This is a genomic window from Georgenia deserti, from assembly GCF_042680605.1.
Lineage (GTDB): Bacteria > Actinomycetota > Actinomycetes > Actinomycetales > Actinomycetaceae > Allobogoriella > Allobogoriella deserti.
This window is the reverse complement of record NZ_JBHUEE010000006.1, coordinates 247,605-272,148: the sequence shown is the minus strand read 5'-3', so window position 1 is coordinate 272,148 and position 24,544 is coordinate 247,605. Positions and strand designations below refer to the sequence as shown.

Here is a 24,544-nt window from a genome sequence, read left to right as displayed (position 1 = left end):
GGACGTTCAAACGTCCGCTCATGACCCGATCGTCCGCTCTCGGCGGATGGGGCGGTCCGCTCTCGGCGGGTGAGGCGGTCGGCTCTCGGCGGGTGGGGTGCGCCGCCGGTTAGCGCACGCCTGCCCGGAGCGCTCGCAGGGCCACCGACAGCGGAGCGAGGTCCACGGTCTCCAGCCGCGCCACCCCGTCGACGGAGGCGCGCGCCCGCTGCGTGAACGCCGCGTGCGCACGCGCCCACGCCGCGATCCTCTCGTCCGGATCGAGGTCGTCGTCGGTCTCCTGGAGCACGGCGGCGGTCAGGTCGGCGAGCACGGCGTAGAGGTCGTCGCGCAGGGCGGCGCGGGCGAGCGCGTCCCACCGTTCCTCCCGCGGCAGCGTCTCCAGGCGCGTGAGCAGGACGTCGACGCCGAAGTGTTCCTCCGCCGCTGCACGCACACCCGCCACCGTCTCCAGTCCTGAGCCGGTGCGCTCAGCCAGGGCCACGACATCGAGCGTGACGTAGTGCTCGACGAGCGCGGCGGCGTGCCGCGCGAGCTCCGCTGGAACGCCCGCCTCGACGAGCACCTCCGCACGTTCCTGGGTGCCCACGCGCGCGTCGCCGCGCAGCAGCTCCGGCACCTGTGGGACGAGCCGGGCGACCGCTGGCCCGAGCCGGTCGATCTCGGCGGCGACGTCGATCCCGTCGGGGTACCGCTGGACCATCCAGCGCACGGCCCGGTCGAGCAGCCGGCGGAACTCCAGGTACAGCAGCGCCTGGGTGTCGCTGGCAACCACGTTGTCCAGCGCCTCGACCGCCTGGACGAACTCCGCGATGCCGAAGATCTCCCGCGCGACGACGAACGCGCGGGCGATCTGGGCGGAAGACGCACCGGTCTCCTCCATCGCGCGGAAGACGAACGTGGTCCCGCCGCGATTGATGACCGAGTTCGCCACGCGGGTCGCGATGATCTCGCGCCGCAGCCGGTGCCGTTCCATCGCGCCGGCGAAGCGCTCGCGCAACTCCTCGGGGAAGTACGCGTGCAGCTCGGCGGTGAACCACGGTTCGTCCGGGAGATCGGAGGCGAGCAGGTCCGCCTTGAGCGCGAGCTTCGCGTAGGCGACGAAGACGGCGAACTCCGGCGAGGTCAGGCCGACCCCGCCCTCGGCGCGGCGGGCGAGCTCGGCGTCGTCGGGCAGGAACTCGAGGCGACGATCCAGGTCGCCCCGTTCCTCGAGCCAGTGCATGAGTCGCTGGTGAGCGCCGAGCATCTGGTGCTGGACCGTCCGGGCGTTGCCCAGCAGCACGGACTGCTCGTAGTTCTGCCGCAGCACCCGCCGCGCCACGTCCTCGGTGAGCGAGGCGAGCAGCTCGTCACGGTCGGCGCGGTCGAGGTCACCGGCGGCGATCGCGTTCGCGAGCAGGATCTTGAGGTTGACCTCGTGGTCCGAGGAGTCGACCCCGGCCGAGTTGTCGATGGCGTCGGTGTTGAGCTTGACCCCGCGCTGCGCCGCCTCGATGCGACCGAGCTGGCTCAGCCCGAGGTTGCCACCTTCACCGACCACGCGGCAGCGCAGCTGCGCCCCGTCCACGCGCACCGCGTCGTTGGCGCGGTCACCGATGTCCTCGTCGGTCTCGGTGGACGCCTTGACGTAGGTCCCGATGCCGCCGTTCCACAGCAGGTCGACCGGCGCCGTGAGGATGGCCCGGATGAGCTCGGCGGGGGCCAGCCGGGTGACGTCCTCGTCCAGGCCGAGCCTCCGGCGCACCTGCGGGGTGATCTCGACCGACTTCGCCGTCCTGGGGTGGATGCCGCCCCCCTCGGAGAGGACCGAGGTGTCGTAGTCCGCCCAGGTGGACCGGCCGAGGCCGAACATGCGCCGCCGCTCGGCGAAGGACCGGGCGGGGTCCGGGTCCGGGTCGAGGAAGATGTGCCGATGATCGAAGGCGGCGACCAGGCGGATGTGCTCGGAGAGCAGCATCCCGTTGCCGAAGACATCCCCGGACATGTCGCCGACGCCGGCGACGGTGAACTCCTCGCGCTGAGTGTCGAGACCGAGCTCGCGGAAGTGCCGCTTGACCGCCTCCCAGGCACCGCGGGCGGTGATGCCCATCTTCTTGTGGTCGTAGCCGGTCGACCCGCCCGAGGCGAAGGCGTCGTCGAGCCAGAACCCGTAGTCCCGGGCGACGGCGTTGGCGACGTCGGAGAACGCGGCGGTGCCCTTGTCCGCCGCCACCACGAGGTACGGGTCGTCGGCATCGTGACGCACCAGGCGCTGCGGCGGCACGACGGCGTCGTCGACGACGGTGTCGGTGACGTCGAGGAGGGAGGAGACGAACAACCGGTAGGCCTGGGTGCCTGCCTCGTACCAGGCCTCGCGCCCGCCGGGGCCGGCCGGGTCGGGCAGCTGCTTGGCGACGAAACCGCCCTTGGCGCCGGCCGGGACGATCACCGCGTTCTTGACGGCCTGGGCCTTGACCAGGCCCAGGACCTCGGTGCGGAAGTCCTCGCGGCGGTCGGACCAGCGCAGGCCGCCGCGGGCCACGGGGCCGTACCGCAGGTGGACGCCCTCGACGGCGACGCCGTAGACGAAGATCTCCGCCCACGGGCGCGGCTCCGGCAGCAGGGCGAGCCGTCGTGGGGCGAGTTTGAGGGCGACGGTCGGACGGTGCCCGGCGCTCCGGTCGGCCGCACCGTCGATCGGCCCGGGCGGCTGGTAGTAGTTCGTGCGGTCGGTGGCTCGCACGACGGCGAGGAGGGCCCTGATGATCCGGTCATGGTTGAGGGAGGCGACGTCGTCGAGCGCGGTACGGATCCGCTCGGCGAGCTCCTCCTCAGCCGCTCCGCGGGCACTCCCCGTGCCGACGCCGTCGGGACCGTCCGGGTCGAACCGTGTCTCGAACAGCTCGACGAGCATCCGCGCGATCTGAGGGTTCTCCCGCAACGCCGTCTCGACGTACTCGCGGGAGAAGATCGATCCCGCCTGGCGCAGGTACGCGGCCACCGCGCGCAGCACGACCACCTGCCGCCATGTCAGGCCGGCGAGGAGGACCAGCGCGTTGAACCCGTCCGGCTCCGCGCGGCCGTCCCAGACGGCACGGAACGCCTCCTGCAGCCGGGCGCGCACGTCCTGCGGGTCGCCCTCCCACGCACTGACCGTGGCGGCGCGCAGGCCGAAATCGTAGACGTAGGCGCGGCGGCCGTCGGCCTCACCCAGGGTGTGGGGGCGTTCGTCGACGACCTCCAGTCCGAGTCCGGAGAAGATCGGCAGCACCGCCGAGAGCGGCAGGTCGCCGTGCCGGTAGAGCTTGAGGCGGCGCTCGTCCGGACCGACCTCCCGGCCGGCGACCCGTCCGGGCCGGTAGAGGTTCAGCCCGAGCGCAGCGTCCGCGCCGTCATCGCGTTCGGCGCGCAGCAGGTCCTCGATGTGCCGGAGATCGTCGACGGCCTCGTCGAGGGTGAAGTCCTCCTTGTACCCGCCCGGGAAGGTGAAGTGATCGACGAGGGCGGGACCGTCCGCGCCGAGCCGCTGCTCCGCCAACTCGGCGAGGTCCTCCTCCCACGTGCGCACAGCGGCGATGATCCGGCGCTCCAGGTCCGCCTCGTCCGCCTCGGGAGCCACGGCACCCGGCGGGACGCGGACCACGACGTGCAGCTGGGCGAGCGGGGACTCCTCGGAGACGATCTCGTTGGCCTGCACGCCTTGGCCCGAGCTGTCCCCGCCGAGCGCGTCCGCGAGCAGCCGCCGAATCCGGCGCTGGACCTCGGCCGAGTACCGCTCCCGCGGGATGTACACCAGACATGAGGTGAACCGTTGGTAGTCGTCGGTCCGCAGATACAGCCGCGTCCGGGGCCGCACCCGCAGGTGCACGACGGCGGTCGCGACCTCGGCGATGTGGTCGACGTCGTCCTGGAACAGTTCACTGCGCGGATACGCCTTGAGGACGGCGAGCAGGTCCTTACCGAGGTGGCTGGAGCGGGAGAACCCGGTGCGCTGGAAGACCTGGGTGACCTTGGCGTTGACGAACGGGACCTGGGCGACCGGGGCCGAGTAGGCGCTCGGGGTGAACAGGCCGAGGAACCGCTGTTCACCGACCACTGTGCCGAGCTCGTCGAAGAGCTTGACCCCGATGTAGTCGAGATGACGGTTGCGGTGGACCGTGGAGATCGAGTTCGCCTTGGTGACGATGACCAGATCCGGCTCGGCGGCCTTGCGGGCGACGGCGGGCGGCAGCGTCGTGGCCGTGGCGTCGCCGGAGTCGCGGAGGATGCCCAGGCCGGACCCCGGGACGACGCCGAGACTCGCCTCGTCCTCGGACCGGCCGCGCAGCAGGCGGTACTCCCGGTAACCGAGGAAGACGAAATGTCCGCCGACGAGCCAGTCGAGCAGCTGACGGGCCTGCTGGATGTCCTCCTCGTCCACACCGGAGGGCGGGTCCTGCAGCAGCAGGGCGGAGATGTCACGGGCCCGGGCCTCCATCTGCGGGAAGTCCTCGACGGCGGCGCGGACGTCGGCGAGCACACGGCGCAGCCCGGCGTCGAGCTGCTCGAGCCGTTCACCGGTCACGGCGGCGACCTGGACGTGGATCCACGACTCGCGGACGAGATCGCCCTGCGCGGCGCCTCCCACGACGGCGGCGGTGGCGCGCCCGCGGACGATCTCCACCAGCCGGCCGCCCAGATCGCGCCGGACCGCCGGCTGCGGATGCACCAGGAGCCGGACCGTCAGGCCCTGACGGCCGAGCTCGTTGATGACCGAGTCGACGAGGAAGGGCATGTCGTCCGTGACGATCTCGACCACCGTCTGCCCGGTCGACCAGCCGTGCTCGTCCGGAGCCGGGGTGAACACGTTGACCACGGCCTCGCCCGGGGCGCGGACCTCGGCGGCGGCGCGGTGCGCGAGCGCGGCGCCGAGCAGGTCACGTGGCTCCTGCGCGAGAAGGTCCTCGGTGAGGACGTCGTGGTAGTACCCCTCGAGGAGTTCCTCGGCCTCGTCCGGCGGTGGTCCGCCGGGTAACGACGGCGCCGTCTCAGCGGCGACGCGAAGCACGGTGCTGCGCGATTCCGCGAGCGTGGACGAGGTGCTCTGCATGTCCGTCCGACCCCTCCGTCGTGCCGCGGCCGGCCGGCCCGCCGGCCGCAGTCGACCCTATCGGGCCGGCCCTCCCCGCCACCATGTGCTACTTTCCACTCATTCGATATATTCAACTGCTAGTGGAGGTCCGGTGGCCACACACAGCGAGGTGAGCGCAGCACCGACGGGGATCGACGAGGCGCTTCTCGCCGACCTGTCCGCCGAGGTCCGTACCGCACTCGGTGCCGAGGCGGCAGAGATGTTCACTGCCGCGATGCGGCGCACGCTCACCGACGCCGTCAGCTGGGAGGCCGACGGCACCGCCTTCGTGCTCACCGGCGACATCCCGGCCATGTGGCTCCGGGATTCGGCGGCACAGCTGCGTCCGTACCTCGCACTGGCCCACGCCGATCCCGCGCTGGCGGACGTCATCTCGGCGGTGGTGCGCCGACAGAGCCGGCAGATCCTGCGCGACCCGTACGCCAATGCGTTCAACCGAGGCGCCGACGGCGCCGGCCACCAGGACGACGACACGGACATGAGCCCGTGGATCTGGGAACGTAAGTACGAGGTCGACTCGCTCGCGTTCCCGCTTCAGCTCGCCCACCAGCTCTGGGCGGGCACCGGACGGACCGACCACCTCGACGACGCGTTCCGCGCGAGCGCCGACCTGATCATCGAGACGCTCCGGGCCGAGCAGGATCACGAGAATCGCTCCCCTTACCGCTTCGCGCGAACCGATTGCCCGCCGTCCGACACGCTCGTGCGCGGGGGGCACGGCAGCCCGGTGGCCGTGACCGGCATGACGTGGAGCGCGTTCCGCCCGAGCGACGACGCGTGCCGCTACCACTACAACGTCCCCGGCAACCTGTTCGCCGTCGCCTCGCTGCGCGACCTCGCCGAGCTCGCCGACGGCCCGGTCGAGGACGGCGGGCTGGCCCGCCGCGCCGAGGCCCTGGCGGACGAGCTCGAAGCCGCGACGCTGGAGCACGGCGTCGTCGAGCACCCGGACCACGGGCGGATCCTCGCCTACGAGGTCGACGGACTCGGGCACCACCTCCTCATGGACGACGCGAACATGCCCAGCCTGCTCTCGCTCCCGCTGACCGGCGCCGTCCCTGGGGACGACCCGCTCTACGCCGCGACGCGGCGGTTCGTCCTCAGCGACGCGAACCCGACCTTCGCCCGCGGAGCCACGGGCGACGGCGTCGGCAGCCCGCACACTCCCCCGCGGCACGTCTGGCCCATCGCCGCCGCCGTCCGGGGGCTGACCGCCACGGACGAGGCCGACAAGCACGCCGTCGTCGAGCAGGTGCTCGCGGCGAACCGGAGCCGCGGTCGGATGTGCGAGTCGTACCACGTGGACGACCCGCAGCGCTTCACCCGCGAGTGGTTCAGCTGGGCGGACTCGATGTTCTGCGAGCTCGTCCTGGACATCCTCGGCCGCCCCGTTCCCGGGACGACCGATTCCCGGCAGGGGCGGTCTGCGCCCCGTCCGGGTGGCACGGCATAACGCACACCGCACCGACGCGGCGTGCCGATCGGCAGAGGAGGTGATCGGACATGACGACCACAGCACCGGCGGCACCGCCGGGCGAACGCGCGCGCACGCGCTCCGCACCACCCCTGGGCAACCGACCCTCGCGGCAGTGGCGCATCCAGGAACGGTGGGCGTGGGCCTTCGTGGCCCTGCCGATGGCGCTGTTCGCGATCTTCGTGGTGATTCCTGCGGGGATGGCGCTGGTCATGAGCTTCACCAGCTACTCGGTCATCGGTGAGTCACAGTGGCTGGGACTGGAGAACTACCGCCGGCTCTTCCTCGATCCGTACTTCTTCATCGCGTTGCGGAACACGGCGTGGTACACGCTGATGTTCGTCCCGCTCGGACTGGTCGTGGCCCTCGCGACGGCGTTGCTCCTCAACCGCAACGTCCGGGTCTCCGCCCTGTTCCGGACCTTCTTCTACATCCCGGTCGTGTCCTCGACCGTCGCGACGGCCACCATCTGGTACTGGCTGCTCAACCCGCAGTTCGGCATGCTCAACGTCGCGCTCGGCTGGTTCGGCATCGACGGGCCGGCCTGGTTGTACGACTCGCAGTGGGCGATGCCGGCCATCGTCCTCATGAGCGTGTGGGCCGGCTTCGGCACCAACATGATGATCTATCTGGGCGGGCTGCAGGGCATCCCGCCTCAGCTCTACGAGGCGGCCCGCATCGACGGCGCGACCTGGTGGCAGCAGTTCCGCTACATCACCCTGCCGAGCCTGTCCCGCACGACCTTTCTGGTCTCGACGCTGCTGGTCATCGGCGCGTTCCAGGTCTTCGACCAGGCGTACGTGCTCACCAAAGGCGGACCGGCGAACTCCACGATCACCCTCGTCTACTACGTCTACACGCAGGGCTTCGGGAACCTCGAGATGGGCTACGCGTCCGCGATCTCCTTCGTGCTGTTCGCGATCATCGCGGTGTTCGCGGTCATCAACGCCCGCGTCACCGGGAAGGACAACACATGAGCGCGCCCGCTGTCCGCACCGGTACGCCGCGCCGCCGGATCGCCGCGGCCGCCTGGTGGATCGCCGTCGTCGCCGTCTCGGTCCTGACCGTCTTCCCGTTGCTGTGGACGGTGATCACCTCGCTCAAGCCGGCCGGTGACATCCTCTCCGGCTCGCTCGAGCTCATCCCCCGCACCGTCACGGTCGAGAACTACACCCGGGTGATGACCGAGGTGCCCTTCGCGCGGTACTTCCTCAACTCGCTCGTCCTCGCCGTCGGTGGGGTCGTGCTGAACCTGTTCTTCGGCTCCCTCGCCGGCTACGCGTTCGCGCGGATGCAGTTCCGCGGCAAGCGTGCCCTGTTCGTCACTCTGCTCGGCTCGCTCATGGTCCCGGGGATCGTGACGATGGTGCCGAGCTTCCTGGTGCTGCGGGCGATTCCGTTGGCCGGCGGCAACAACCTGATCGGGCAGGGCGGCGTCGGCCTGCTGAACACCTACTGGGCGATCATCCTGCCGGGCGCGGCCGGGGCGTTCGCCGTGTTCTTCATGCGCCAGTTCTTCTCCTCGATCCCCGCCGAGCTCGGGGAGGCCGCGCGCATCGACGGCGCCTCCGAGTTCCGGATCTTCGCGCAGGTCTACCTGCCGCTGGCCAAGGCCGGCGCCGCCGTGCTGGCGATCCTGACGTTCCAGGCCGGCTGGAACAACTTCATGTGGCCGCTCATCGTGCTCAACGTCCAGGAGATGTGGACCGTCCAGGTGGGCCTGGCCTCCTTCGTCACGGACTACCAGACGGACTACGGCCCTCTGATGGCGGGCACGGTGATCACCAGCCTGCCGGTGATCGTGCTGTTCATCTTCGCCCAGCGCTACATCATCGAGGGGGTCGCGCATGTCAACGCACGCTGACCGCCGGCTCAGCCGGCGCACCGTTCTCGGTGCCCTCGCCGCGGGCATGGGCGCCACCGTGCTCGGTTCGTGCGCGCCGCCGAACCCGGCCCGGTTCACCGCCTCGGGCGCGCGGATCCTCAGCATGTGGGGCGGCTGGGGCGGTGACCAGGCCGCACAGATCCAGCAGCAACTCGACGCCTTCAACGCCGCCCAGAACGACTTCGAAGTCCGGTACACCCCTCAGGGCGTGCTCGAGGAGAAGCTGCTCACCGGAATCGCAGCGGGCAACGTGCCCGACATCGTGCTGTGGGACCGGTGGCAGACGGCCAAGTACGGCCGCCGCGGCGCCCTCAGGTCGATCCAGGACTGGGCCGAGCGCGACGGCGTCGACCTCGGCGCGTTCTACCCCGAGGCGATGCGGGAGATGCAGATCGACGGCGAGGCGTTCGGCGTCCCGCTGCTCGTCGATTCGCGCGCCGTCTTCTACAACCGCACGCATCTGGACGAGGCCGGTCTGGCACCGCCGACCACCTGGGCCGAGCTCGCCGACGCCGCCGAGGCACTGACGGTGCGGGAAGGCGGCAGGCTCCGGCGCGCGGGTTTCGACCTGCAGGACGTCGGCCTGTTCAGCATGTACCTGCAGCAGGCAGGCGGACAGATGCTCGACGACGCCGAACGCCGCACCGCGTTCGACTCCCCCGAGGGCCTGGAGGTCCTGGACTACTGGGACGACCTGCTGCACCGCCGCCGGGTCTACGACCTCGGCTTCTCCGACGGCATCGACGCCTTCGCCCAGGGGCTGGTCTCGATCAAGTACGACGGTCCGTGGCAGTTCCCCACCTGGGACGCCGTGGACGGGCTCGACTACGGCGTCGTCCCGGCGGTCGCGGGCCCGCGCGGGGACCGCGGAGCCGCCCTCGGCGGCTTCGGTCTGGTCATCCCGGTCGACGCGCCCGAGCCGGAGGGGGCGTGGGAGCTCATGAAGTGGTGGGCGCTCGAGCCGGAGAACAGCCTGAGCTTCAGCGAGCTGAGCGGATGGATCCCCGCCAACGTCGAGGCCGCCGAGGCCGCGACCAGGGCAGTGAACGAGCGTTTCGCGCCCATCGTGGAGACGGTCGAGGTGGCACGGATCCGCCCGCCGGTCCCCGGCTACGCCGACGTCGAGCAGCTCGCCCTCATCCCCGAACTGCAGCAGGTCACCTCGGGCGCGCGCTCGGGCCCGGAAGCGCTCGCACGTGCACGTGAACAAGGAGACCGGATCCTGGAGGCCAATCGATGACCACGACGCAGTCCCCCGCGCCCGGCGCCACCGCGGCCTGGCCGGATCGGGCCGACCTGGCCCAGCGCAGCCTCGACGCGCTCTACGGCGCACCGGAGCCACAGCTGCTGCACAACACGCACCCGGCCGGCGACGACGAGCTCTTCAACTACTGGTGGCTCGCGCACGTCATCGACTGCCGCCTGGACGCCTACGCCCGCACGGGCGAGGAGTCGTGGCTGGACAGCGCGCGCCGGGTGGCGGACAACATCCGCCGCCGCAACGGTGACAGTCTGTTCAACGACTACTTCGACGACATGCTCTGGTACGCCTTGGCATTGCTGCGCCTGGCCGAGGCCACCGCGGAGACGGACGAGTCCGACGCTGTCACCGCTGACGTGCTGGCGCTGTGGGACCACGTGGTCACGTACGGCTGGAACGACACGCACGGGGCCTCGCTGTCCTGGCGCCGGCAGCAGCCGGACTACAAGAACACGCCGGCCAACGGCCCGTTGATCATCCTGGGCGCACGGCTCCACCGGCGCACCGGCGAGCCACGCTTCCTCGAGCGTGCCCGGACGGCGACGGCCTGGCTGGAAGCGAATCTCGTCGGCCCGGACTGCTTCGTGGAGGACGGGCTCGGGCGGGAGGGCGGCACGGAGATCGACACCCAGTGGCGCTTCACCTACAACCAGGGGCTGTACATCGGCGCGTGCGTGGAGCTGTTCCGGACCACCGGGGAGGCCGCGTGGCTCGACAAGGCCGAACGGTGCGCGCTGACGTCGATCCGTGAGCTCGCCACCGGTGGTGTCTTCCGCCACGAGGGCGAGGTGGTCGACGACCACGTCCCGGACGCCGCGGGCGGCGACGTCGGGCTCTTCAAGGGGGTCTGGTACCGCTACGCGGCACAGCTGCTGGACGAGCGCCCGGTGGCCGCGGTCGCCGACTTCGTCCGGTCCAGCACCGACATCCTGTGGGAGCACGCCCGTACCCGCCCGGAGCCGGGCGGCGAGGTCGTCCTGCGCCCGGGCGACGACTGGACGCGGCCGGCCCCCGCACAGGTGGGCTACTCGACGCTGCTCAGCGCCATCATGGCGCTCGAGGTCCGCGCGCGGATGGAGCCCTGAGCACGCCCACCGCTAGCCACACACTCAAGGAGGAGTCCGCTCATGACACCGACGACGACGCACCTCACCCGGCGGCGAGCACTCGGCGCGATCGGTGCGGCCGCGGTCACCGGCGCTCTCGCGCCGGCCGGCCTGGCCTCGTCCGCTCACGCGGCCGCGCCACCGTCCCCGGCGCCGGCCCGCCGGTGGCGCGCCCGGGCAGCCGCCGGACAGCGGGGACTGATCCACTACTTCGGTGCGGCGTGGCCACAGGTGCTGCACAACACGTACCCGACGAGCCCCGGCAGCGACGACCAGTTCCACTACTGGTGGCTCGCGCACGCGGTCGACGCCCGCCTCGACGGCCACCTGCGCACCGGCAGCCGGGACGCTCTCGCGGACGCCACGCGTCTGGCCCGCGCCATCCGACACCGCAACGACGGCCGGCTGGTCAACGACTACTTCGACGACATGGGGTGGTACGCGCTCGCCCTGCACCGGCTCTGGCGCATCGCGGGCCGCACGAACCATCTCGACGACGCCGTCGCCCTCTGGGAGGAGATCGCGACCGAGGGGTGGAACGAGACCTACGGCCCCAGCGTGGCGTGGCGCCGCGACCAGCTCGACTACAAGAACGCACCCTCCAACGGCCCGTTCGCGATCCTGTCCTACCGGCTGCACGCCGACACCGGTGACGGACGCTACCTCTCCTACGCGGACGCGGCGGTGACATGGCTGCGGGAGACGCTGCTGGACCCGGACTCGGCCCTCGTGGCCGACGGGATCAACCGCCTCGGTGACGGCGCGATCGACCAGGACTGGATCTTCACGTACTGCCAGGGCGTGTGGGTCGGCGCGCTCGTGGAGGCCTTCCGTGTGCATGGTGACGCGTCGCTTCTGGCCGAGGCCACCCGTACCGCCACTGCCGCCGTCCGTGAGCTCGGCGACGGCGGCGTCTTCCGCTCGGAAGGTCAGGGCGACGGCGGTCTGTTCGCAGGCATCTACTACCGCTACGTCTGGGAGCTGCTCAACGAGACCGGCACCGGAGGACCGGCCGCCGAGCTCGCAGCGTTCATCCGGACGAGCACGGACGCGCTCTGGGAAAGCGGGAACCGCGGCGGCCGGGTGCTGGCCGGACCGGACTGGACCGGCCCGGCATCGGCGACGACGGACCTGTCCACCCAGTTGTCGGCAGTGATGGCGCTCGAGGTCCGCGCGTCGCTGGAGGAGAGCGCCGGCTCGCGCTGACTGCTCAGCCCTGCCGCGGGGCCGGTCCTGTGGAGCCGCCCTCGACGATCCGGACCGGGACGGTCTCCTGAGCCACCAGCCCGCGCTCACCGAGCTGACGGGCGAGCAGGTCGAAGGCTCGCCGGCCGATCGTGTGCTGGTCCTGCTCGACGTGGGTGAACGGCAGCGCCGCGTCGACGAACTCGGGCGGGGCGTCGAAGCAGATGATCGACAGCTCCTCCGGGACGCGGCGTCCGATCTCCTGGGCGGCGCGCAGGACGAGCCGGGCCGAGTGGTACTCCGCCGTGACGCAGGCCGTGATGTCCGGCCGGGACGCCAGGAACTCGCGGAGCTCGGCCACGTCCTGCTCGGCCGTCACCGTCGAGCCGGGGATCACCGACCGGACGTCGGTGAAGATCCGGTCCGGGTCCAGGCGCACCTGATGGGCGGCGTGCGCGGCGATGACACCACGCCGTCGTTCCTCCAGCGAGGAGATCTCGTTCGGCGAGAGCACCAGCGCGATCCCGGTGTGGCCGCGGTCGAAGAGGTACTCGGCAGCCATGCGGCCACCGGCGACGTTGTCGGAGGTGACCGTGCTGACGGGCATGCCGGCGAGCGTGCGGTCGACGATGACGATCGGGAAGCGCCGGCCGAGCAGGGTGGCGACCGTCGGCGGGATGGCCTGGGAGGAGGAGGGAAGCAGGATCAGTCCCTCGATCCCACGTGCGAGCTGCTCCTCGATGAGGCGTTCCTCCAGGTCGGCGTCGCCCTCGGTGACCGCCAGGGTCACATGGGCGTGGTGCCGCGAGGCGGCGAGCAGACCGAGGAGGACGTGCGAGCCGAAGGCGTCGTGAAAGCCCGGTGCCAGATAGCCGACGAGCGGGAGCCGCTCCCCGTCCACCGTCTCCTCGGGCGTACGGGAGACCACGACGGTCCCGATCCGGGGCCGTCGCGTGACGAAGCCGTCGTCACGGAGCATGTCGAGGGCGCGTTTGACGGTGATGACGCTGACGGAGAACTGCCCGGCCAGCTCCGTCTGGGACGGCAACCGGTCGCCGACGGCGAGTTCGCCGTCGACGATTCGGGAGCGAAGGGTGTCGTAGACCTTCGCGTAGAGGGCCTCGGTCACGCGCGACCCGTCCCGTTCGCCGGGTGCGTCCGGACCGCCCGGGCACAGCCGTCCATCGGATCGCACCTCATGAACGTCTCGGGCCGCACCCGCTCATTGTGGTCGATCCGCGACGCCGGCCATAACCGGACCGGTCCGGGAGCCCGGCTCTCGGCACTGCTAGCGTCGAGCGCGCACACAACGCACGCGCTGCGTCGGCGGCCATCACATGGGGAACACCTTGGTGAAGCACAGGATCCTGCGCGGGATCGTCGGGGTCGTCGCGACCGCACTGGTGGGGACCACGGGAGCCGTCGCGCTCGCGCCCCAGGCGCAGGCGTACGACGTCTGCGCCACGTTCTCCACGGCCTACGGCTACGAGATCCGCTACGGAGACCGGGACAGCAGCGCCCCGTACGACCGGGGTGTGACCTTCTGGCAGTGCCACCTCCGAGCGATCGGATACGACGTCGCACCGGACGGCGTCTTCGGTTCGAACACCTTGGCCGCCGTCGTGGACTGGCAACGCAAGCACCCGTGGATCGGCCGGACGGACGGGGTCGTCGACTACAAGACCCAGAGCTCACTCGTCGCCGGATGCCGTCCGCTGGACAAGCCGATCTGCCCGTGACCGGCAGGGTGGTGACCTACCGGTAGGGGCCGGCGTGCGACCCGTCGTCGCCGGATGCGCGGGCGCTACCTCCACCGGCGCCCGAGGAGCAGGCCGACGAGGAGCCCGATCAGGCCGGCTGCGGCGACGCCGCTGTAGCGCTGGAGCAGCACGGGCGCGACGGCGGATCCGAGGTCGATGGCGTCGTCGTCCTCTCGTGCCGGCGCCGCCCGTCCGGGCGGGGAGCCCGCGGTGGCGGTCGCCGCCGCGGGTGCCCCGGCGGCCGCGGTGGCCGCGGACTGTGCCGCCCCCGTCGTGGCCGACGCGCCCTCCTGCGATGGCCCGTCGTCCGGCACCTTCTCGGACGAGCTGGCCGCGTCCAACCCGCTGCCTGCGCCGTCGGCCCCCTCGCCCTCACCGAGCCGGCGTTCGATACAGGCGACGAACTGGCCGAGGAGCTTGTCCGAGACGTCCTGCATGACGCCGCGACCGAACTGCGCCGGTTTACCCGTGACCTGCAGGTCGGTCGTGACGTCGGCGCGGGTGCCCTCGCCGTCGGGGGTCAGGGACATCGTCACGGTGGCCGCGGCGGTGCCATTGCCGCGCCGGTCCTTCCCCTTGGCCTCGATGACGGCGCGGTGGCCGTCGTCGTCACGTTCGACGAACGTCCCGGAGCCCGCGTACTGCATGGCGATCGGGCCGAGCTTGACCTTGACCGTCCCGGAGAACTCCTGCTCGGTCGCTTCCTTGACCGTGGCGCCCGGGAAGCAGCTGCCGACCCGGTCGAGGTCGGTCAGCAGCTCCCAGGTGGTCGCCGGATCCGCCGGCACGGTGAACGAGTGCGTCAGCTCCACGCGATCACGCTCCCGCCGCCGCCAGCACGGCCCGCCGGGTCAGCACCCCGGCCAGGTGACGGCGGTAGTCGGCGTCGCCGTTGAGGTCCGACGGCGGCTCGGTCCCCTCACCGACCCGGGCGCAGATGTCACCGATCCCCTCCTCGGTGGCCGGCCGGCCGGCCAGAGCCTGCTCGACGGCGGTGGCACGCAGCGGCGTCGAGCCCATGTTCGTCAACCCGATCCGGGCCTCGGCGATGGTGCCGCCCTCGGCGCGCACGCAGGCGGCGACTCCGACGATTGCCCACTGGTGGGAGACGCGGACGAACTTCTCGTAGGCGCAACCCCAACCGTCGAGCTTCGGGATCTCGACGGCGGTGAGGATCTCTCCCTCCTCGACGGCCGTCGTGAAGTAGTCGACGAAGAACTCGGTGGCCGGCACCCGCCGCTCGGTCCCGTCCATACCGGTCACCACGAGCGTGGCGTCGAGGACGAGGACGGGTGCGCCGACGTCGCCGGCCGGATCCGCGTGCGCCAGGGCGCCGCCGATGGTGCCGCGGTGCCGGACCTGCTCGTCGGCGACCTCCCGGATCGCCTCGACGAGCACACCCGCGTGCGCGGTGACCAGCGGATCGGCGAGGAGCTGGTAGTACGGCGTCATCGCGCCGATGCGCAGCCTGTCCCCGAGGTCGGTGACCCCGACCAGTTCGGTGAGCTTGCCGAGGTCGACCAGCATCTCGGGGGCGTTCAGCCGCATCCGGAGCACCGGCAGCAGGGATTGACCGCCGGCGAGCACCTTGGCCTCGTCCCCGTGCTCGGCGAGCAGCGAGAGCGCCTCCGGCACCGTGGTGGGTGCGGCGTAGTCGAACGGTGCGGGGATCATTGCGGGCCTCCCTCGACCTGGCCGGCACCCTGATTGTGGGTGCCGGGCTCGAAGTGTGCGGCGGCGTCGGCCTCGGTCGGCGCGCGGCCGCCTGCGGTGCCGGCCTGGATGGCCTTCCACACGCGCTCGGGCGTGCAGGGCATGACGATGTCGCTGACGCCGAACGGGCGGACGGCGTCGACCACCGCGTTCACGACGGCGGGGGTCGAGGCGATGCAGCCGGCCTCACCGACGCCCTTGGCCCCGATGTCGTTGCTGGTGGCGGGGGACACCGTCTGGTCCGTGGTGAAGGAGATGGTGTCCGCCGTCGTCGGCAGCGTGTAGTCGACGAACGAGCCCGAGACGAGTGTGCCGTTCTCGTCGTAGACGGCCTCTTCCCACAGCGCCTGCGCGATGCCCTGCACGATGCCGCCGTGGATCTGTCCCTCGACGATCTGCGGGTTGACGATGGTGCCGACGTCGTCGACCGAGACGTACTTCCGGATCGTGGTCTGCCCGGTCTCGGTGTCGACCTCGACGGCGCACAGGTGGGTGCCGTGCGGGAAGGAGAAGTTGGCCGGGTCGAACGTGGCGTCCGCGTCCAGGCTGGCCTCCATCCCGTCCGGCAGGTCGTGCGCGGCGAATGCGGCCAGCGCGAGATCGCCGAGGCCGATCGAGGTGTCGGTGCCGCGGACCTGGAACGCTCCGCCGGCGAACTCGAGATCGTCGACATTGGCCTCGAGGACGTGCGCCGCGAGCGGCTTGGCCTTCTCGATGACCTTCTGGGCGGCGCCCAGCACCGCCTGGCCGCCCACCACGAGGGAGCGCGAGCCGTAGGTGTCCATGCCTTTGTGCGAGATCTGGGTGTCCCCGTGCAGCACCTCGACGTCCTCGAACGGGATGCCGAGCCGGTCGGCGACGAGCTGGCTCCACGCGGTCTCGTGGCCCTGCCCGTGTGCGGAGGAACCGGTGATGACCTCGACCTTGCCGGTGGGCAGCATCCGAACCGCGGCGTGCTCCCAGCCGCCGGCGCCGTAGTTCAGCGAGCCGAGCACCCGGGACGGGGCCAGACCGCACATCTCCGTGAAGGTGGAGATGCCGATCCCGAGCTGCACGCGGTCCCCGGCAGCGCGGCGCTGCGCCTGCTCGCGGCGCAGCTCGTCGTAACCGAAGAGCTCCTTCGCGCGGGCCGTGGCGGCCTCGTAGTTGCCGGAGTCGTACTCCAGGCCCGCCACCGTGGTGAACGGAAACTCCCCGTGGGTGATCCAGTTCTTCTCCCGCACCTCCATCGGGTCGAGACCGACCTCGGCGGCGAGCTCGTCCATGAGCCGTTCGATGGCGTAGGTCGCCTCGGGTCGGCCGGCGCCCCGGTAGGCGTCCGTCCACGTCTTGTTGGTGAAGACGTTGGTGCAGGTGAAGTGATAGCTCGGGAACTTGTAGATGGCGTTGAACATGAACGCCCCGAGGATCGGCACACCCGGGGTGACCAGCCCGAGGTAGGCGCCCATGTCCGCGAGGAGCTCGACCTTGAGCCCGGTGACCGTGCCGTCGGCCCTGGCGGCCAGCGTGAGCTTCTGCCACTGGTCGCGGCCGTGGTGGGCGGCCAGCATGGACTCGCTGCGGGTCTCGGTCCACTTGCACGGCTTGCCGGTGTGCCGCGCCGCGAGGAAGGTGATGATCTCCTCCGGGGTGACCTGCAGCTTGCCGCCGAATCCGCCGCCGACGTCGGGGGCGATGACCCGCACCTTGGACTCGGACACGCCGAGCGTCATGGCGAGCATGACGCGCAGGATGTGCGGCACTTGGGTGGCTGACCACATGACCACCTGCTCGCCGGTCGGGTCCACGACGGTCGAGCGGGGCTCCATGAACGAAGGGATGAGCCGCTGCTGGCGGTACTCGCGCTCGATGAGCACCTCGGCGTCGCGAATAGCGTCCTCGACGTTCTCGCCGGTACCGGCCTCGGCGGAGTCGAACGTCCAGGTGGCGGACCGGTTGGTCCCGAGGTCCGGGTGAGCGAGCATCACGTCGTCCGCGGCGGCGCGCAGCTCGAGTGCGGCGGGCAGTTCGTCGTACTCGACGTCGACCAGTTCCGCGGCGTCCCGGGCCGCGGCGGCGCTGCGCGCGATGACGACGGCGACGACCTCGCCGGAGAAGGCGACCCGGTCGACCGCGACGGCGGGGTGCGGCGGCGCCTTCTGGTCCTCGGTGATGGGCCATGCGCACGGGAGCGACCCCTGGGTCTCGGCCAGGTCCTGCCCCGTGAGCACCGCGACGACGCCGTCGGCCTTGCGCGCCTCGGCCGTCTCGATCGAGGTGATGCGTGCGTGGGCGAAGGGGCTGCGCACCATGGACAGGTGGAGCATCCCGGGGAGCTGGATGTTGTCCGTCCAGCGGGTGCGTCCGGTGATGAGGCGCTGGTCCTCCTTGCGGCGCCGGGCCCTGCCGACCTCGCGCGCCGGCTCACCTGCCGGTGCCGGAGCGTCCTCGGTGACAGTCATGCCCGTGCCTCCTCGGTGGCGGGCTCGGCTGCCGCCGGACGGCCGTTGCCGGCCTCGGCCGAGACCCCGGCGCCACCGTTGGCGCCGGCCGCCTGCTGCACCGCCTTGACGATGTTGTGGTAGCCGGTGCACCGGCAGAGATTGCCCTCCATGCCCACCCGGATCTTCTCCTCGGTGAGGTCGTCGTGGTGGGCGATGAGGTCCTCGGCCTGCATGATCATGCCGGGCGTGCAGTATCCGCACTGCAGCGCGTGGCACTCGTGGAAGGCCTGCTGGACCGGGGTGAGCTCGCCGTCCTGCGCGAGCCCCTCGATCGTGGTGACCTCCTGCCCGTCGGCCTGGACGGCCAGGACGTTGCAGGACTTCACGCTGCGGCCGTCGAGGTGGACCGTGCAGGCACCGCAGTTCGAGGTGTCGCACCCCACCACGGTGCCGGTCTTGCCGAGGGTCTCGCGCAGGTAGTGGACCAGCAGCGTCCTGGGCTCCACGTCGTCGGTGTATCTCGTTCCGTCGACCGTGACGGTGATGCGGGTCATCGTTCCTCCAGGGAGGTTGACGTCGTCGTCAGTACCGATCTTTGTGGTCCAGGTCACCTTTCGGCAAGCGATTCGCGGACCTTCTCTCGCCGGCTCGCTCAGGAACGCTCGAGCGGCGCCGCGATCTCCGCGCTGTGATGGATCGGCCCGGAGGTCTCGGTGAGGCGTTCCCCCGCGCCGCCCCAGCGCAACGCGATGATCTCGGCGGCGATGCTCACGGCCGTCTCCTCCGGCGTGCGGGCGCCGAGGTCGAGGCCGATGGGGCTGGAGATCCGCGCGATCTGCTCTTCGGTGACACCCGCCTCGCGTAGGCGATCGAGCCGGTCGGCGTGGGTCCGCCGCGATCCCATCGCACCGATGTAGGCGAGCGGCGGTCCGGCAAGGGCCTCCTGGAGAACCGGGACGTCGAACTTGGGGTCGTGGGTCAGGACGCACACCACCGTGCGGTCGTCGACGCGACCTGCGGCGATCTCCTCGGCGAGGTACTCGTGCGGCCACCGCACGACCACCTCGTCGGCGTCCGGGAATCGGGACGCGGTGGCAAAAACGGGCCGCGCGTCGCATACCGTGACGCGGTAGTCGAGGAAGGTGCCGATCCTGGCGACGGCGGCGGCGAAATCGATGGCGCCGAAGACGAACATGCGGGCACGGGGCGCGTGGGAGGAGACGAAGACACGCATGCCTTCACCGCGTCGTTCGCCGTCCGGGCCGTACTCGAGCGTGGCCGTGCGCCCGCCGGCGAGGAGACCGCGCGCGTCGTCGGTCACGGCGTCGTCGGCGCGGGCACTGCCGAGGCTCCCGGCGCCCGGCTCACCCTCCGGCCGCACGACGATCCGGCGCCCCACCGACTGCGGGTCCGGATGGGCGACGACGGTGGCGACGGCGACCGGCCGTCCGGCGCGGATGTCCGCGACCACGTCGCCCAGGTCGGGGAACGTCTCGCGGTCCACCCGTTCGACGAAGACGTCGAGGATGCCGCCGCACGTCAGCCCGACGGCGAAGGCGTCGTCGTCACTGATGCCGTACCGCTCGAGCTGCGGCACACGGGTCTCGAGCACCTCCTGGCCGAGGTCGTAGACGGCCCCTTCGACGCAGCCGCCGGAGACCGACCCGACGGCCTCGCCGTCCGGCCCGACGAGCATGGCGGCGCCCGGCGGCCGTGGTGCCGAGCGGAAGGTCGCCACCACGGTGCCCATGGCGACCGCCCGGCCCTGCTCCCACCAGGCGAGAAGCTGGTCGGTCACCTCACGCATCGGGCCTCCTCCGCGGGACGTCCTCGTCCTGACCATGGTGCCGCATGCCGGAGCACAGCGGGGTACTCATGCACGGGCCACCAGGTCCAGCAGGTCTTCGAACGTCGCCAACGAGTGCCCGGCCACGAACTCGTCCACGTACGGCAGCGCGGCCACCATCCCCTGCTGCACCGGGCGGTAGCCGGCCTTGCCCCGGTGTGGGTTGACCCAGATGACGCGGTGCGCGATCCGGTGCAGGCGGCGCACCTGCTCCCCGAGCAACTCGGGGCCGTGACGCTCCCAACCGTCGGAGAAGATGACGACGACGGCCTGCCGGGCGAGGCCGCGGCGCCCCCACCGGTCGACGAAGGCGCCGAGCGTCTCGCCCAGGCGGGTCCCGCCCGACCAGTCCGGCACGCTGGCACCGGCGTCGAGGAGGGCACGGTCGGGGTCGCGCTGGCGCAACGCCCGGGTGACGTGGGTCAGTCGGGTGCCGAGCGTGAACGCCTCGGTGGTTCGCGGGGCGGCACGGACGACGGCGTGGGCCAGCCGGAGCAGTGCGTCGCTGTACGCGCTCATCGAACCGGAGACGTCCACGAGCAGCACGACGCGACGCGGCCGGGTGCGCCGTCGCCTGTGGCGGAGCCGGGTCGGCTCGCCCAGGCCACGCAGTTGTGCCCGCAGACTTGCCCGTCCGTCGAGCTCACCGGCCGGTGTGGGCGTGCGCCGCCTGGCCGGCCGGGTCGGCGGGCACGGTCGCAAGGTGGCGAAGAGGCGCTGCAACGCGGCACGTTCGCCGGGCGCCAGGCCGGCGACGTCGCGACGCCGGAGCACCTCGACCTCCGACGCAGCGGCGCGCAGCGTCTGGTCGGTCGCATCCTCGGCGCTGGTACCCCCGTCGGTCACGGCGGCCTGGACGGTGCTGACTCGGGGCACCTCGCGGTGGGTGACGGCATCGAGGGACTCACCGCCGAACCAGCTCGTGAAGATCTGGTCGTAGGGACCGAGGTCGGCGGGTGCGGCGGTCAGGGTGCAGCGGCCGGCCCAGTACACCGCGGCGCGATTGCCTGCACCGACCTCGGCCGCGGCGCGCAGGAACGCCCGTTCGCGGTCCGCCGTCACCGGCAGACCGGCCGTGCGCAGGGCGCGAGCGAATCCGAGCAGCATCTCCGGTGGGCTCCACGGCACGGCGCTCACCCCAGCATGCGGTCCAGGACCTGCCGGACCCGCTCGGTGTCCTCGCGGTACTTGACGGCCGTGCCGAGGGTCCGGGCGGCGAGCTCGACGTCCAGACGGCTGGCGTGGAGTGCCACGAGGGCGCGCGCCCAGTCGAGGGTTTCGGCCACGCCGGGAGGCTTGACGAGGGCGGCCTCGCCGCGCAGGGCTTGGACGACGGCGACCACCTGCTCGGCCAGAGCGACGTCCACGTCGGGTAGCCGGCTGCGCACGATGGCGAGCTCACGCTCCAGGGACGGGTGGTCGATCCAGTGGTAGAGGCAGCGCCGCTTGAGCGCGTCGTGCAGATCCCGGGTGCGGTTCGAGGTGAGCACCACGAACGGTGGTCGCTGCGCGGTGACGGTGCCGATCTCGGGGACGGTGACCTGCCAGGTGGAGAGCACCTCGAGCAGGAAGGCCTCGAACTCGTCGTCGGCACGGTCGATTTCGTCGACGAGAAGGACGCACGGACTCTCCCGCAGGGCACGCAGGACCGGCCTGGCCAGGAGGAAGCGCTCGTCGAAGAGCTCCGCCTCGAGGGCGTCCGCGTCCCGTGACTCGCCGGCCGCGAGCGCCTCCACGGTACGCAGGTGCAGGATCTGCCGCGGGAAGTCCCAGTCATAGAGGGCCTGGGTGGCGTCGATGCCCTCGTAGCACTGCAGCCGGATCAGTGGTCGCCCGGTGAGCTCGGCGACGGCCTCCGCCAACGCGGTCTTGCCGGTTCCGGGCTCACCCTCGAGTAGGACCGGCCGCTGCAGGCGGTGGGCGAGCCAGGTGACCGTGACCAGGCCGGGCTCGGCGAGGTAGCCGGTTTCGGCGAGGGCGTCCGCGAGTGCGTCCGGGCTGCTGAACGCCTCGTCAGGATTCATGCTCCGGAGCGTACCCAGCTAGGGCAGCCGGTATCCGCACCTGTGCAGGAATGACCAGTCGGCACAGGAATGACGAGTCGCGGGTGAGGGACGACCTGGGCGTACAGATGTTCGATCCGTGCTCTACTCTGTCGCCATGGCGATCGAGCAGGTCCCGTTGCGCGACCAGGCGTACAGCCTCGGTCCCGCCCAGTACGGCCTGCCCATCCACCAGGCCGACGAACCCCTGCCGGTTGCGGCCTGGATCCAGACCCGCGCCGGCCATCACCTCGTCGAGGGGGTCGCCGTGGCGTGGACGCCGAAGGCCGCGCGCATCCGGTACGTCGACGAGCACGGACGCGAGGGCTATGCCAGGGTCTGGGCGAACGCCGTGCGCAGGAGATAGCGAGGCCGTCGTCACACGAATTGCACCTGGTGCAAAGATGCACGGAGTGCAAGAATTGCTGGCGTGAGTGAGTTGAGTCCCCTCGCCGACCAGGACCTCGGGCTGCGCGAGCGACAGAAGCGGGCGCGTCGGGAAGCGCTGGTCGACGCGGCGCACCACCTGGTCGGCGAGCGTGGCCTCGACGCCGTCAGCGTGGAGGACATCTGCGCCGAGGCGGGCGTCTCACGGCGGACGTTCTTCAATTACTTCAGTTCGAAGGACGACGCCGTTCTCGCGATCGAACCGTGGGAGCTCGCTCCGGAGGACGTCCGGGCCTTCGCCGACGGCGGGCCCACCGGCCGGCTCTTCGACGACCTGGCCGACCTCGCCCGGCTCGTCCTCGCCAGCCGCACCGTCGGCCGCGACCGGGTGGGCCGCGCCCTCGAGCTCGCCCGCCAGGAGCCACGCCTGAGCGCGCGCCAGCTCGCGGCGTTCGACGAGCACCGGCACACGATGCTCGAGCTCATCCGCGAGCGACTCGGCCCGGAGGCCGCTGCCGTCGACGTCGAGCTCGCAGCCATGACGACCATGACCCTCGCGCACGCGGCACTCGTCCGCTGGGAGGCCCACGGGCGCACGGGCGCGGTCGCACCACACGTGGACGCCGTCGCACTCGCCTTCAAGGACGTCGTCCGCTGACGCCCCGCGGCCGTCCCGCCGGCCCAGCCGCACCACCAGACCCTGACCATCGGCAACGGCGCCGCCACCCACTTCAGCAAGACGGAGGTTGACGTATGACTGCACCACCCGGCGGCGCCGCACCGGCCGACGCCGCACCCACCGTCGTCCTGAGCCGGAAGCTCATCTGGACGATCTTCGGCGCGCTGATGGCGAGCATGTTCCTGGCCTCGCTGGATCAGTCCATCGTCGGCACGGCGCTGCCCACGATCGTCGGTGAGCTCAGCGGCGTCGAGCACCAGGCCTGGGTCGTCACCGCGTACATCCTCGGCGTCGCCATCGTCATGCCGTTGTACGGCAAGTTCGGCGACCTCTACGGGCGGCGCGTGCCCTTCCTCATCGCCATCGCCTTGTTCACCGTCGCCTCCGCCGGGGCGGGTTTCACCCAGAGCTTCGGCGGTCTGGTGTTCTGGCGCGGCATGCAGGGACTTGGCGGCGGCGGGCTGATGATCCTGTCGCAGGCGATCATCGCCGACATCGTCCCCGCCCGGGAGCGGGGCAAGTACATGGGGCCGATGGGTGCACTGTTCGGCATCTCCGCCGTGCTCGGTCCGCTGCTCGGCGGTCTGTTCACCGACCACGCCGACTGGCGCTGGTGCTTCTGGCTCAACATCCCGATCGGCATCGCGGCGTTCGTCGCCGCCGTCCTGGCGCTCAAGCTGCCGAGTCACCGCTCACGCCGGCCGGTGGACATCGCCGGCATCCTCACGATGGCCGTCGGAACGGCGGGGCTGGTCCTCACCACGAGCTGGACCTCACTGAGCGGCGAGTCCGGATACGACTGGTCCGACACACGGCTGCTGGGACTCGTGGCAGTGACCGCCGTCGCGATCGCGGCGTTCATCGTCGTCGAGCTGCGTGCCACGGAGCCGCTCATCCCACTGCGACTCTTCGCGAACCGGACGTTCCTCATCGCCACCTCGATCGGCTTCGTCATCGGGATGGGGATGTTCGCGGCGCTGAGCTTCCTGCCGACGTTCCTGCAGATGTCGACCGGTGCCGGCGTGACCGAGTCCGGGCTGCTGATGATCCCGATGATGGCGGGCGTCATGCTCACCGCGATCGCCTCCGGCGGACTGATCACGAAGACCGGGCGGTACAAGATCTACCCGATCGTCGGCATGGCGATCGCCGCCGCCGCGGTCGCCTGGCTCACCACGTTGACCGGGGACACCTCGACCGTCCAGTTCGGCGTCATGATCTTCGTGCTGGGCGTGGGCCTCGGCCTGGTCATGCAGCCGGTCGTGCTGGCGGTGCAGAACGCGGTGGATCCGCACGAGATCGGCACCGCGACCTCCAGCAACAACTTCTTCCGGGAGATCGGCGCCTCGCTCGGGGTCGCCCTCTTCGGCACGATCTTCACCGGCCGCCTCAGCGATCGGCTCACGGATGTCTTCGCCACGGTTCCGCCGGAGGCGGCCGGGCAGCTCGAGGGCTCCGCGGAATCCATCACGCCGCAGGCGGTGCAGAATCTGCCCGAGCCGCTCCACAGCGGGGTCATCGACGCGTACGCCGACGCGTTGGCGCCCGCCTTCTGGTACCTCGTGCCGCTGCTGCTGATCGGCTTCGTACTGGCGCTGTTCCTCCGCGAGGTGAAGCTCGGGAACGAGGCGGGCATGGTGGCGCGCGGCGAGGCTGTCATGGCCGACTGA

Annotated in this window: 19 protein-coding genes; 10 read left to right on the top strand and 9 right to left on the bottom strand. The window is 71.2% G+C overall.

The annotated features are described in order from the left end of the window. Nucleotides 1-109: 109 nt before the first annotated feature. Nucleotides 110-5,071 carry an NAD-glutamate dehydrogenase gene (locus tag ACFSE6_RS12890; protein WP_388007612.1) on the bottom strand — a complete coding sequence of 1,654 codons (4,962 nt, stop codon included), beginning with the start codon at nt 5,069-5,071 and terminating at the stop codon, nt 110-112. A 133-nt stretch (nt 5,072-5,204) separates the two neighbouring features. On the opposite strand from ACFSE6_RS12890, the gene ACFSE6_RS12885 reads away from it, so the two are divergent. Genes ACFSE6_RS12885 through ACFSE6_RS12860 form a run of 6 tightly spaced genes read left to right on the top strand, consistent with a single transcriptional unit; the run spans nt 5,205 to nt 12,045 of the window. Then, nucleotides 5,205-6,566, top strand: a complete 1,362-nt coding sequence (locus ACFSE6_RS12885; RefSeq protein WP_388007609.1) for a glycoside hydrolase family 125 protein — start codon at nt 5,205-5,207, stop codon at nt 6,564-6,566. A 50-nt stretch (nt 6,567-6,616) separates the two neighbouring features. After that, nucleotides 6,617-7,564 (top strand): carbohydrate ABC transporter permease, encoded by a 948-nt coding sequence (locus tag ACFSE6_RS12880; protein WP_388007606.1) that lies wholly within the window; start codon nt 6,617-6,619, stop codon nt 7,562-7,564. Next, the gene (locus ACFSE6_RS12875; protein WP_388007603.1) at nt 7,561-8,451 is read left to right on the top strand and encodes a carbohydrate ABC transporter permease; all 891 of its coding nucleotides are present in this window, start codon (nt 7,561-7,563) and stop codon (nt 8,449-8,451) included. Before ACFSE6_RS12880 ends, ACFSE6_RS12875 begins: the two co-directional genes overlap by 4 nt. Next, on the top strand, nt 8,435-9,712 hold the full coding sequence (locus ACFSE6_RS12870) for an ABC transporter substrate-binding protein (RefSeq protein WP_388007600.1): 1,278 nt from the start codon (nt 8,435-8,437) through the stop codon (nt 9,710-9,712). The genes ACFSE6_RS12875 and ACFSE6_RS12870 overlap by 17 nt, the downstream gene beginning before the upstream one ends. Beyond that, nucleotides 9,709-10,818, top strand: a complete 1,110-nt coding sequence (locus ACFSE6_RS12865) for a glycoside hydrolase family 76 protein (RefSeq protein ID WP_388007597.1) — start codon at nt 9,709-9,711, stop codon at nt 10,816-10,818. The genes ACFSE6_RS12870 and ACFSE6_RS12865 overlap by 4 nt, the downstream gene beginning before the upstream one ends. 42 nt (nt 10,819-10,860) lie before the next feature. Next, nucleotides 10,861-12,045: a glycoside hydrolase family 76 protein gene (locus ACFSE6_RS12860; protein ID WP_388007595.1), complete on the top strand. Its 1,185-nt coding sequence runs from the start codon at nt 10,861-10,863 to the stop codon at nt 12,043-12,045. A gap of 4 nt (nt 12,046-12,049) precedes the next feature. Here ACFSE6_RS12860 and ACFSE6_RS12855 read toward each other — a convergent pair whose 3' ends face one another. Continuing rightward, entirely contained in the window at nt 12,050-13,153 is a 1,104-nt protein-coding gene (locus ACFSE6_RS12855) for a GntR family transcriptional regulator (RefSeq protein WP_388007593.1), read from the bottom strand. Nucleotides 13,154-13,376: 223 nt separating this feature from the next. Here ACFSE6_RS12855 and ACFSE6_RS12850 point away from each other — a divergent pair, with 223 nt between their 5' ends. Beyond that, on the top strand, nt 13,377-13,763 hold the full coding sequence (locus ACFSE6_RS12850; RefSeq protein ID WP_388007590.1) for a peptidoglycan-binding domain-containing protein: 387 nt from the start codon (nt 13,377-13,379) through the stop codon (nt 13,761-13,763). 65 nt (nt 13,764-13,828) lie between these two features. Here ACFSE6_RS12850 and ACFSE6_RS12845 read toward each other — a convergent pair whose 3' ends face one another. From ACFSE6_RS12845 to ACFSE6_RS12815, 7 genes are all read right to left on the bottom strand, one after another. Further along, nucleotides 13,829-14,596, bottom strand: a complete 768-nt coding sequence (locus ACFSE6_RS12845; RefSeq protein ID WP_388007587.1) for an SRPBCC family protein — start codon at nt 14,594-14,596, stop codon at nt 13,829-13,831. 4 nt (nt 14,597-14,600) lie between these two features. Beyond that, entirely contained in the window at nt 14,601-15,458 is an 858-nt protein-coding gene (locus ACFSE6_RS12840) for an FAD binding domain-containing protein (RefSeq protein WP_388007584.1), read from the bottom strand. Continuing rightward, complete coding sequence (locus tag ACFSE6_RS12835; protein ID WP_388007581.1) at nt 15,455-17,938, bottom strand: xanthine dehydrogenase family protein molybdopterin-binding subunit; 2,484 nt, start codon at nt 17,936-17,938, stop codon at nt 15,455-15,457. The genes ACFSE6_RS12840 and ACFSE6_RS12835 overlap by 4 nt, the downstream gene beginning before the upstream one ends. After that, nucleotides 17,935-18,474, bottom strand: coding sequence for a (2Fe-2S)-binding protein (locus ACFSE6_RS12830; RefSeq protein WP_388007578.1), 540 nt, complete (start codon nt 18,472-18,474; stop codon nt 17,935-17,937). Before ACFSE6_RS12830 ends, ACFSE6_RS12835 begins: the two co-directional genes overlap by 4 nt. Nucleotides 18,475-18,572: 98 nt before the next feature. Continuing rightward, nucleotides 18,573-19,727: an XdhC family protein gene (locus ACFSE6_RS12825; RefSeq protein ID WP_388007575.1), complete on the bottom strand. Its 1,155-nt coding sequence runs from the start codon at nt 19,725-19,727 to the stop codon at nt 18,573-18,575. Between the two features lie 66 nt (nt 19,728-19,793). Continuing rightward, nucleotides 19,794-20,903 (bottom strand): vWA domain-containing protein, encoded by a 1,110-nt coding sequence (locus tag ACFSE6_RS12820; protein ID WP_388007572.1) that lies wholly within the window; start codon nt 20,901-20,903, stop codon nt 19,794-19,796. Beyond that, nucleotides 20,900-21,790, bottom strand: coding sequence for an AAA family ATPase (locus tag ACFSE6_RS12815; RefSeq protein WP_388007569.1), 891 nt, complete (start codon nt 21,788-21,790; stop codon nt 20,900-20,902). Before ACFSE6_RS12815 ends, ACFSE6_RS12820 begins: the two co-directional genes overlap by 4 nt. 136 nt (nt 21,791-21,926) lie before the next feature. Here ACFSE6_RS12815 and ACFSE6_RS12810 point away from each other — a divergent pair, with 136 nt between their 5' ends. The 3 genes from ACFSE6_RS12810 to ACFSE6_RS12800 all read left to right on the top strand — a co-directional run bounded on the left by ACFSE6_RS12810 (nt 21,927) and on the right by ACFSE6_RS12800 (nt 24,544). After that, nucleotides 21,927-22,175 (top strand): hypothetical protein, encoded by a 249-nt coding sequence (locus ACFSE6_RS12810; RefSeq protein ID WP_388007566.1) that lies wholly within the window; start codon nt 21,927-21,929, stop codon nt 22,173-22,175. Nucleotides 22,176-22,238: 63 nt separating this feature from the next. Further along, complete coding sequence (locus ACFSE6_RS12805; protein ID WP_388007563.1) at nt 22,239-22,853, top strand: TetR/AcrR family transcriptional regulator; 615 nt, start codon at nt 22,239-22,241, stop codon at nt 22,851-22,853. 95 nt (nt 22,854-22,948) lie between these two features. Continuing rightward, complete coding sequence (locus tag ACFSE6_RS12800) at nt 22,949-24,544, top strand: MDR family MFS transporter (RefSeq protein ID WP_388007560.1); 1,596 nt, start codon at nt 22,949-22,951, stop codon at nt 24,542-24,544.

Excerpts from the sequence above, each read along its gene's own strand:
- ACFSE6_RS12890 (WP_388007612.1), bottom strand. The coding sequence starts at position 5,071 with ATGCAGAGCACCTCGTCCACGCTCGCGGAATCGCGCAGCACCGTGCTT.
- ACFSE6_RS12880 (WP_388007606.1), top strand. The coding sequence starts at position 6,617 with ATGACGACCACAGCACCGGCGGCACCGCCGGGCGAACGCGCGCGCACG.
- ACFSE6_RS12875 (WP_388007603.1), top strand. The coding sequence starts at position 7,561 with ATGAGCGCGCCCGCTGTCCGCACCGGTACGCCGCGCCGCCGGATCGCC.
- ACFSE6_RS12870 (WP_388007600.1), top strand. The coding sequence starts at position 8,435 with ATGTCAACGCACGCTGACCGCCGGCTCAGCCGGCGCACCGTTCTCGGT.
- ACFSE6_RS12865 (WP_388007597.1), top strand. The coding sequence starts at position 9,709 with ATGACCACGACGCAGTCCCCCGCGCCCGGCGCCACCGCGGCCTGGCCG.
- ACFSE6_RS12860 (WP_388007595.1), top strand. The coding sequence starts at position 10,861 with ATGACACCGACGACGACGCACCTCACCCGGCGGCGAGCACTCGGCGCG.
- ACFSE6_RS12840 (WP_388007584.1), bottom strand. The coding sequence starts at position 15,458 with ATGATCCCCGCACCGTTCGACTACGCCGCACCCACCACGGTGCCGGAG.
- ACFSE6_RS12835 (WP_388007581.1), bottom strand. The coding sequence starts at position 17,938 with ATGACTGTCACCGAGGACGCTCCGGCACCGGCAGGTGAGCCGGCGCGC.
- ACFSE6_RS12830 (WP_388007578.1), bottom strand. The coding sequence starts at position 18,474 with ATGACCCGCATCACCGTCACGGTCGACGGAACGAGATACACCGACGAC.
- ACFSE6_RS12825 (WP_388007575.1), bottom strand. The coding sequence starts at position 19,727 with ATGCGTGAGGTGACCGACCAGCTTCTCGCCTGGTGGGAGCAGGGCCGG.
- ACFSE6_RS12815 (WP_388007569.1), bottom strand. The coding sequence starts at position 21,790 with ATGAATCCTGACGAGGCGTTCAGCAGCCCGGACGCACTCGCGGACGCC.
- ACFSE6_RS12810 (WP_388007566.1), top strand. The coding sequence starts at position 21,927 with ATGGCGATCGAGCAGGTCCCGTTGCGCGACCAGGCGTACAGCCTCGGT.
- ACFSE6_RS12800 (WP_388007560.1), top strand. The coding sequence starts at position 22,949 with ATGACTGCACCACCCGGCGGCGCCGCACCGGCCGACGCCGCACCCACC.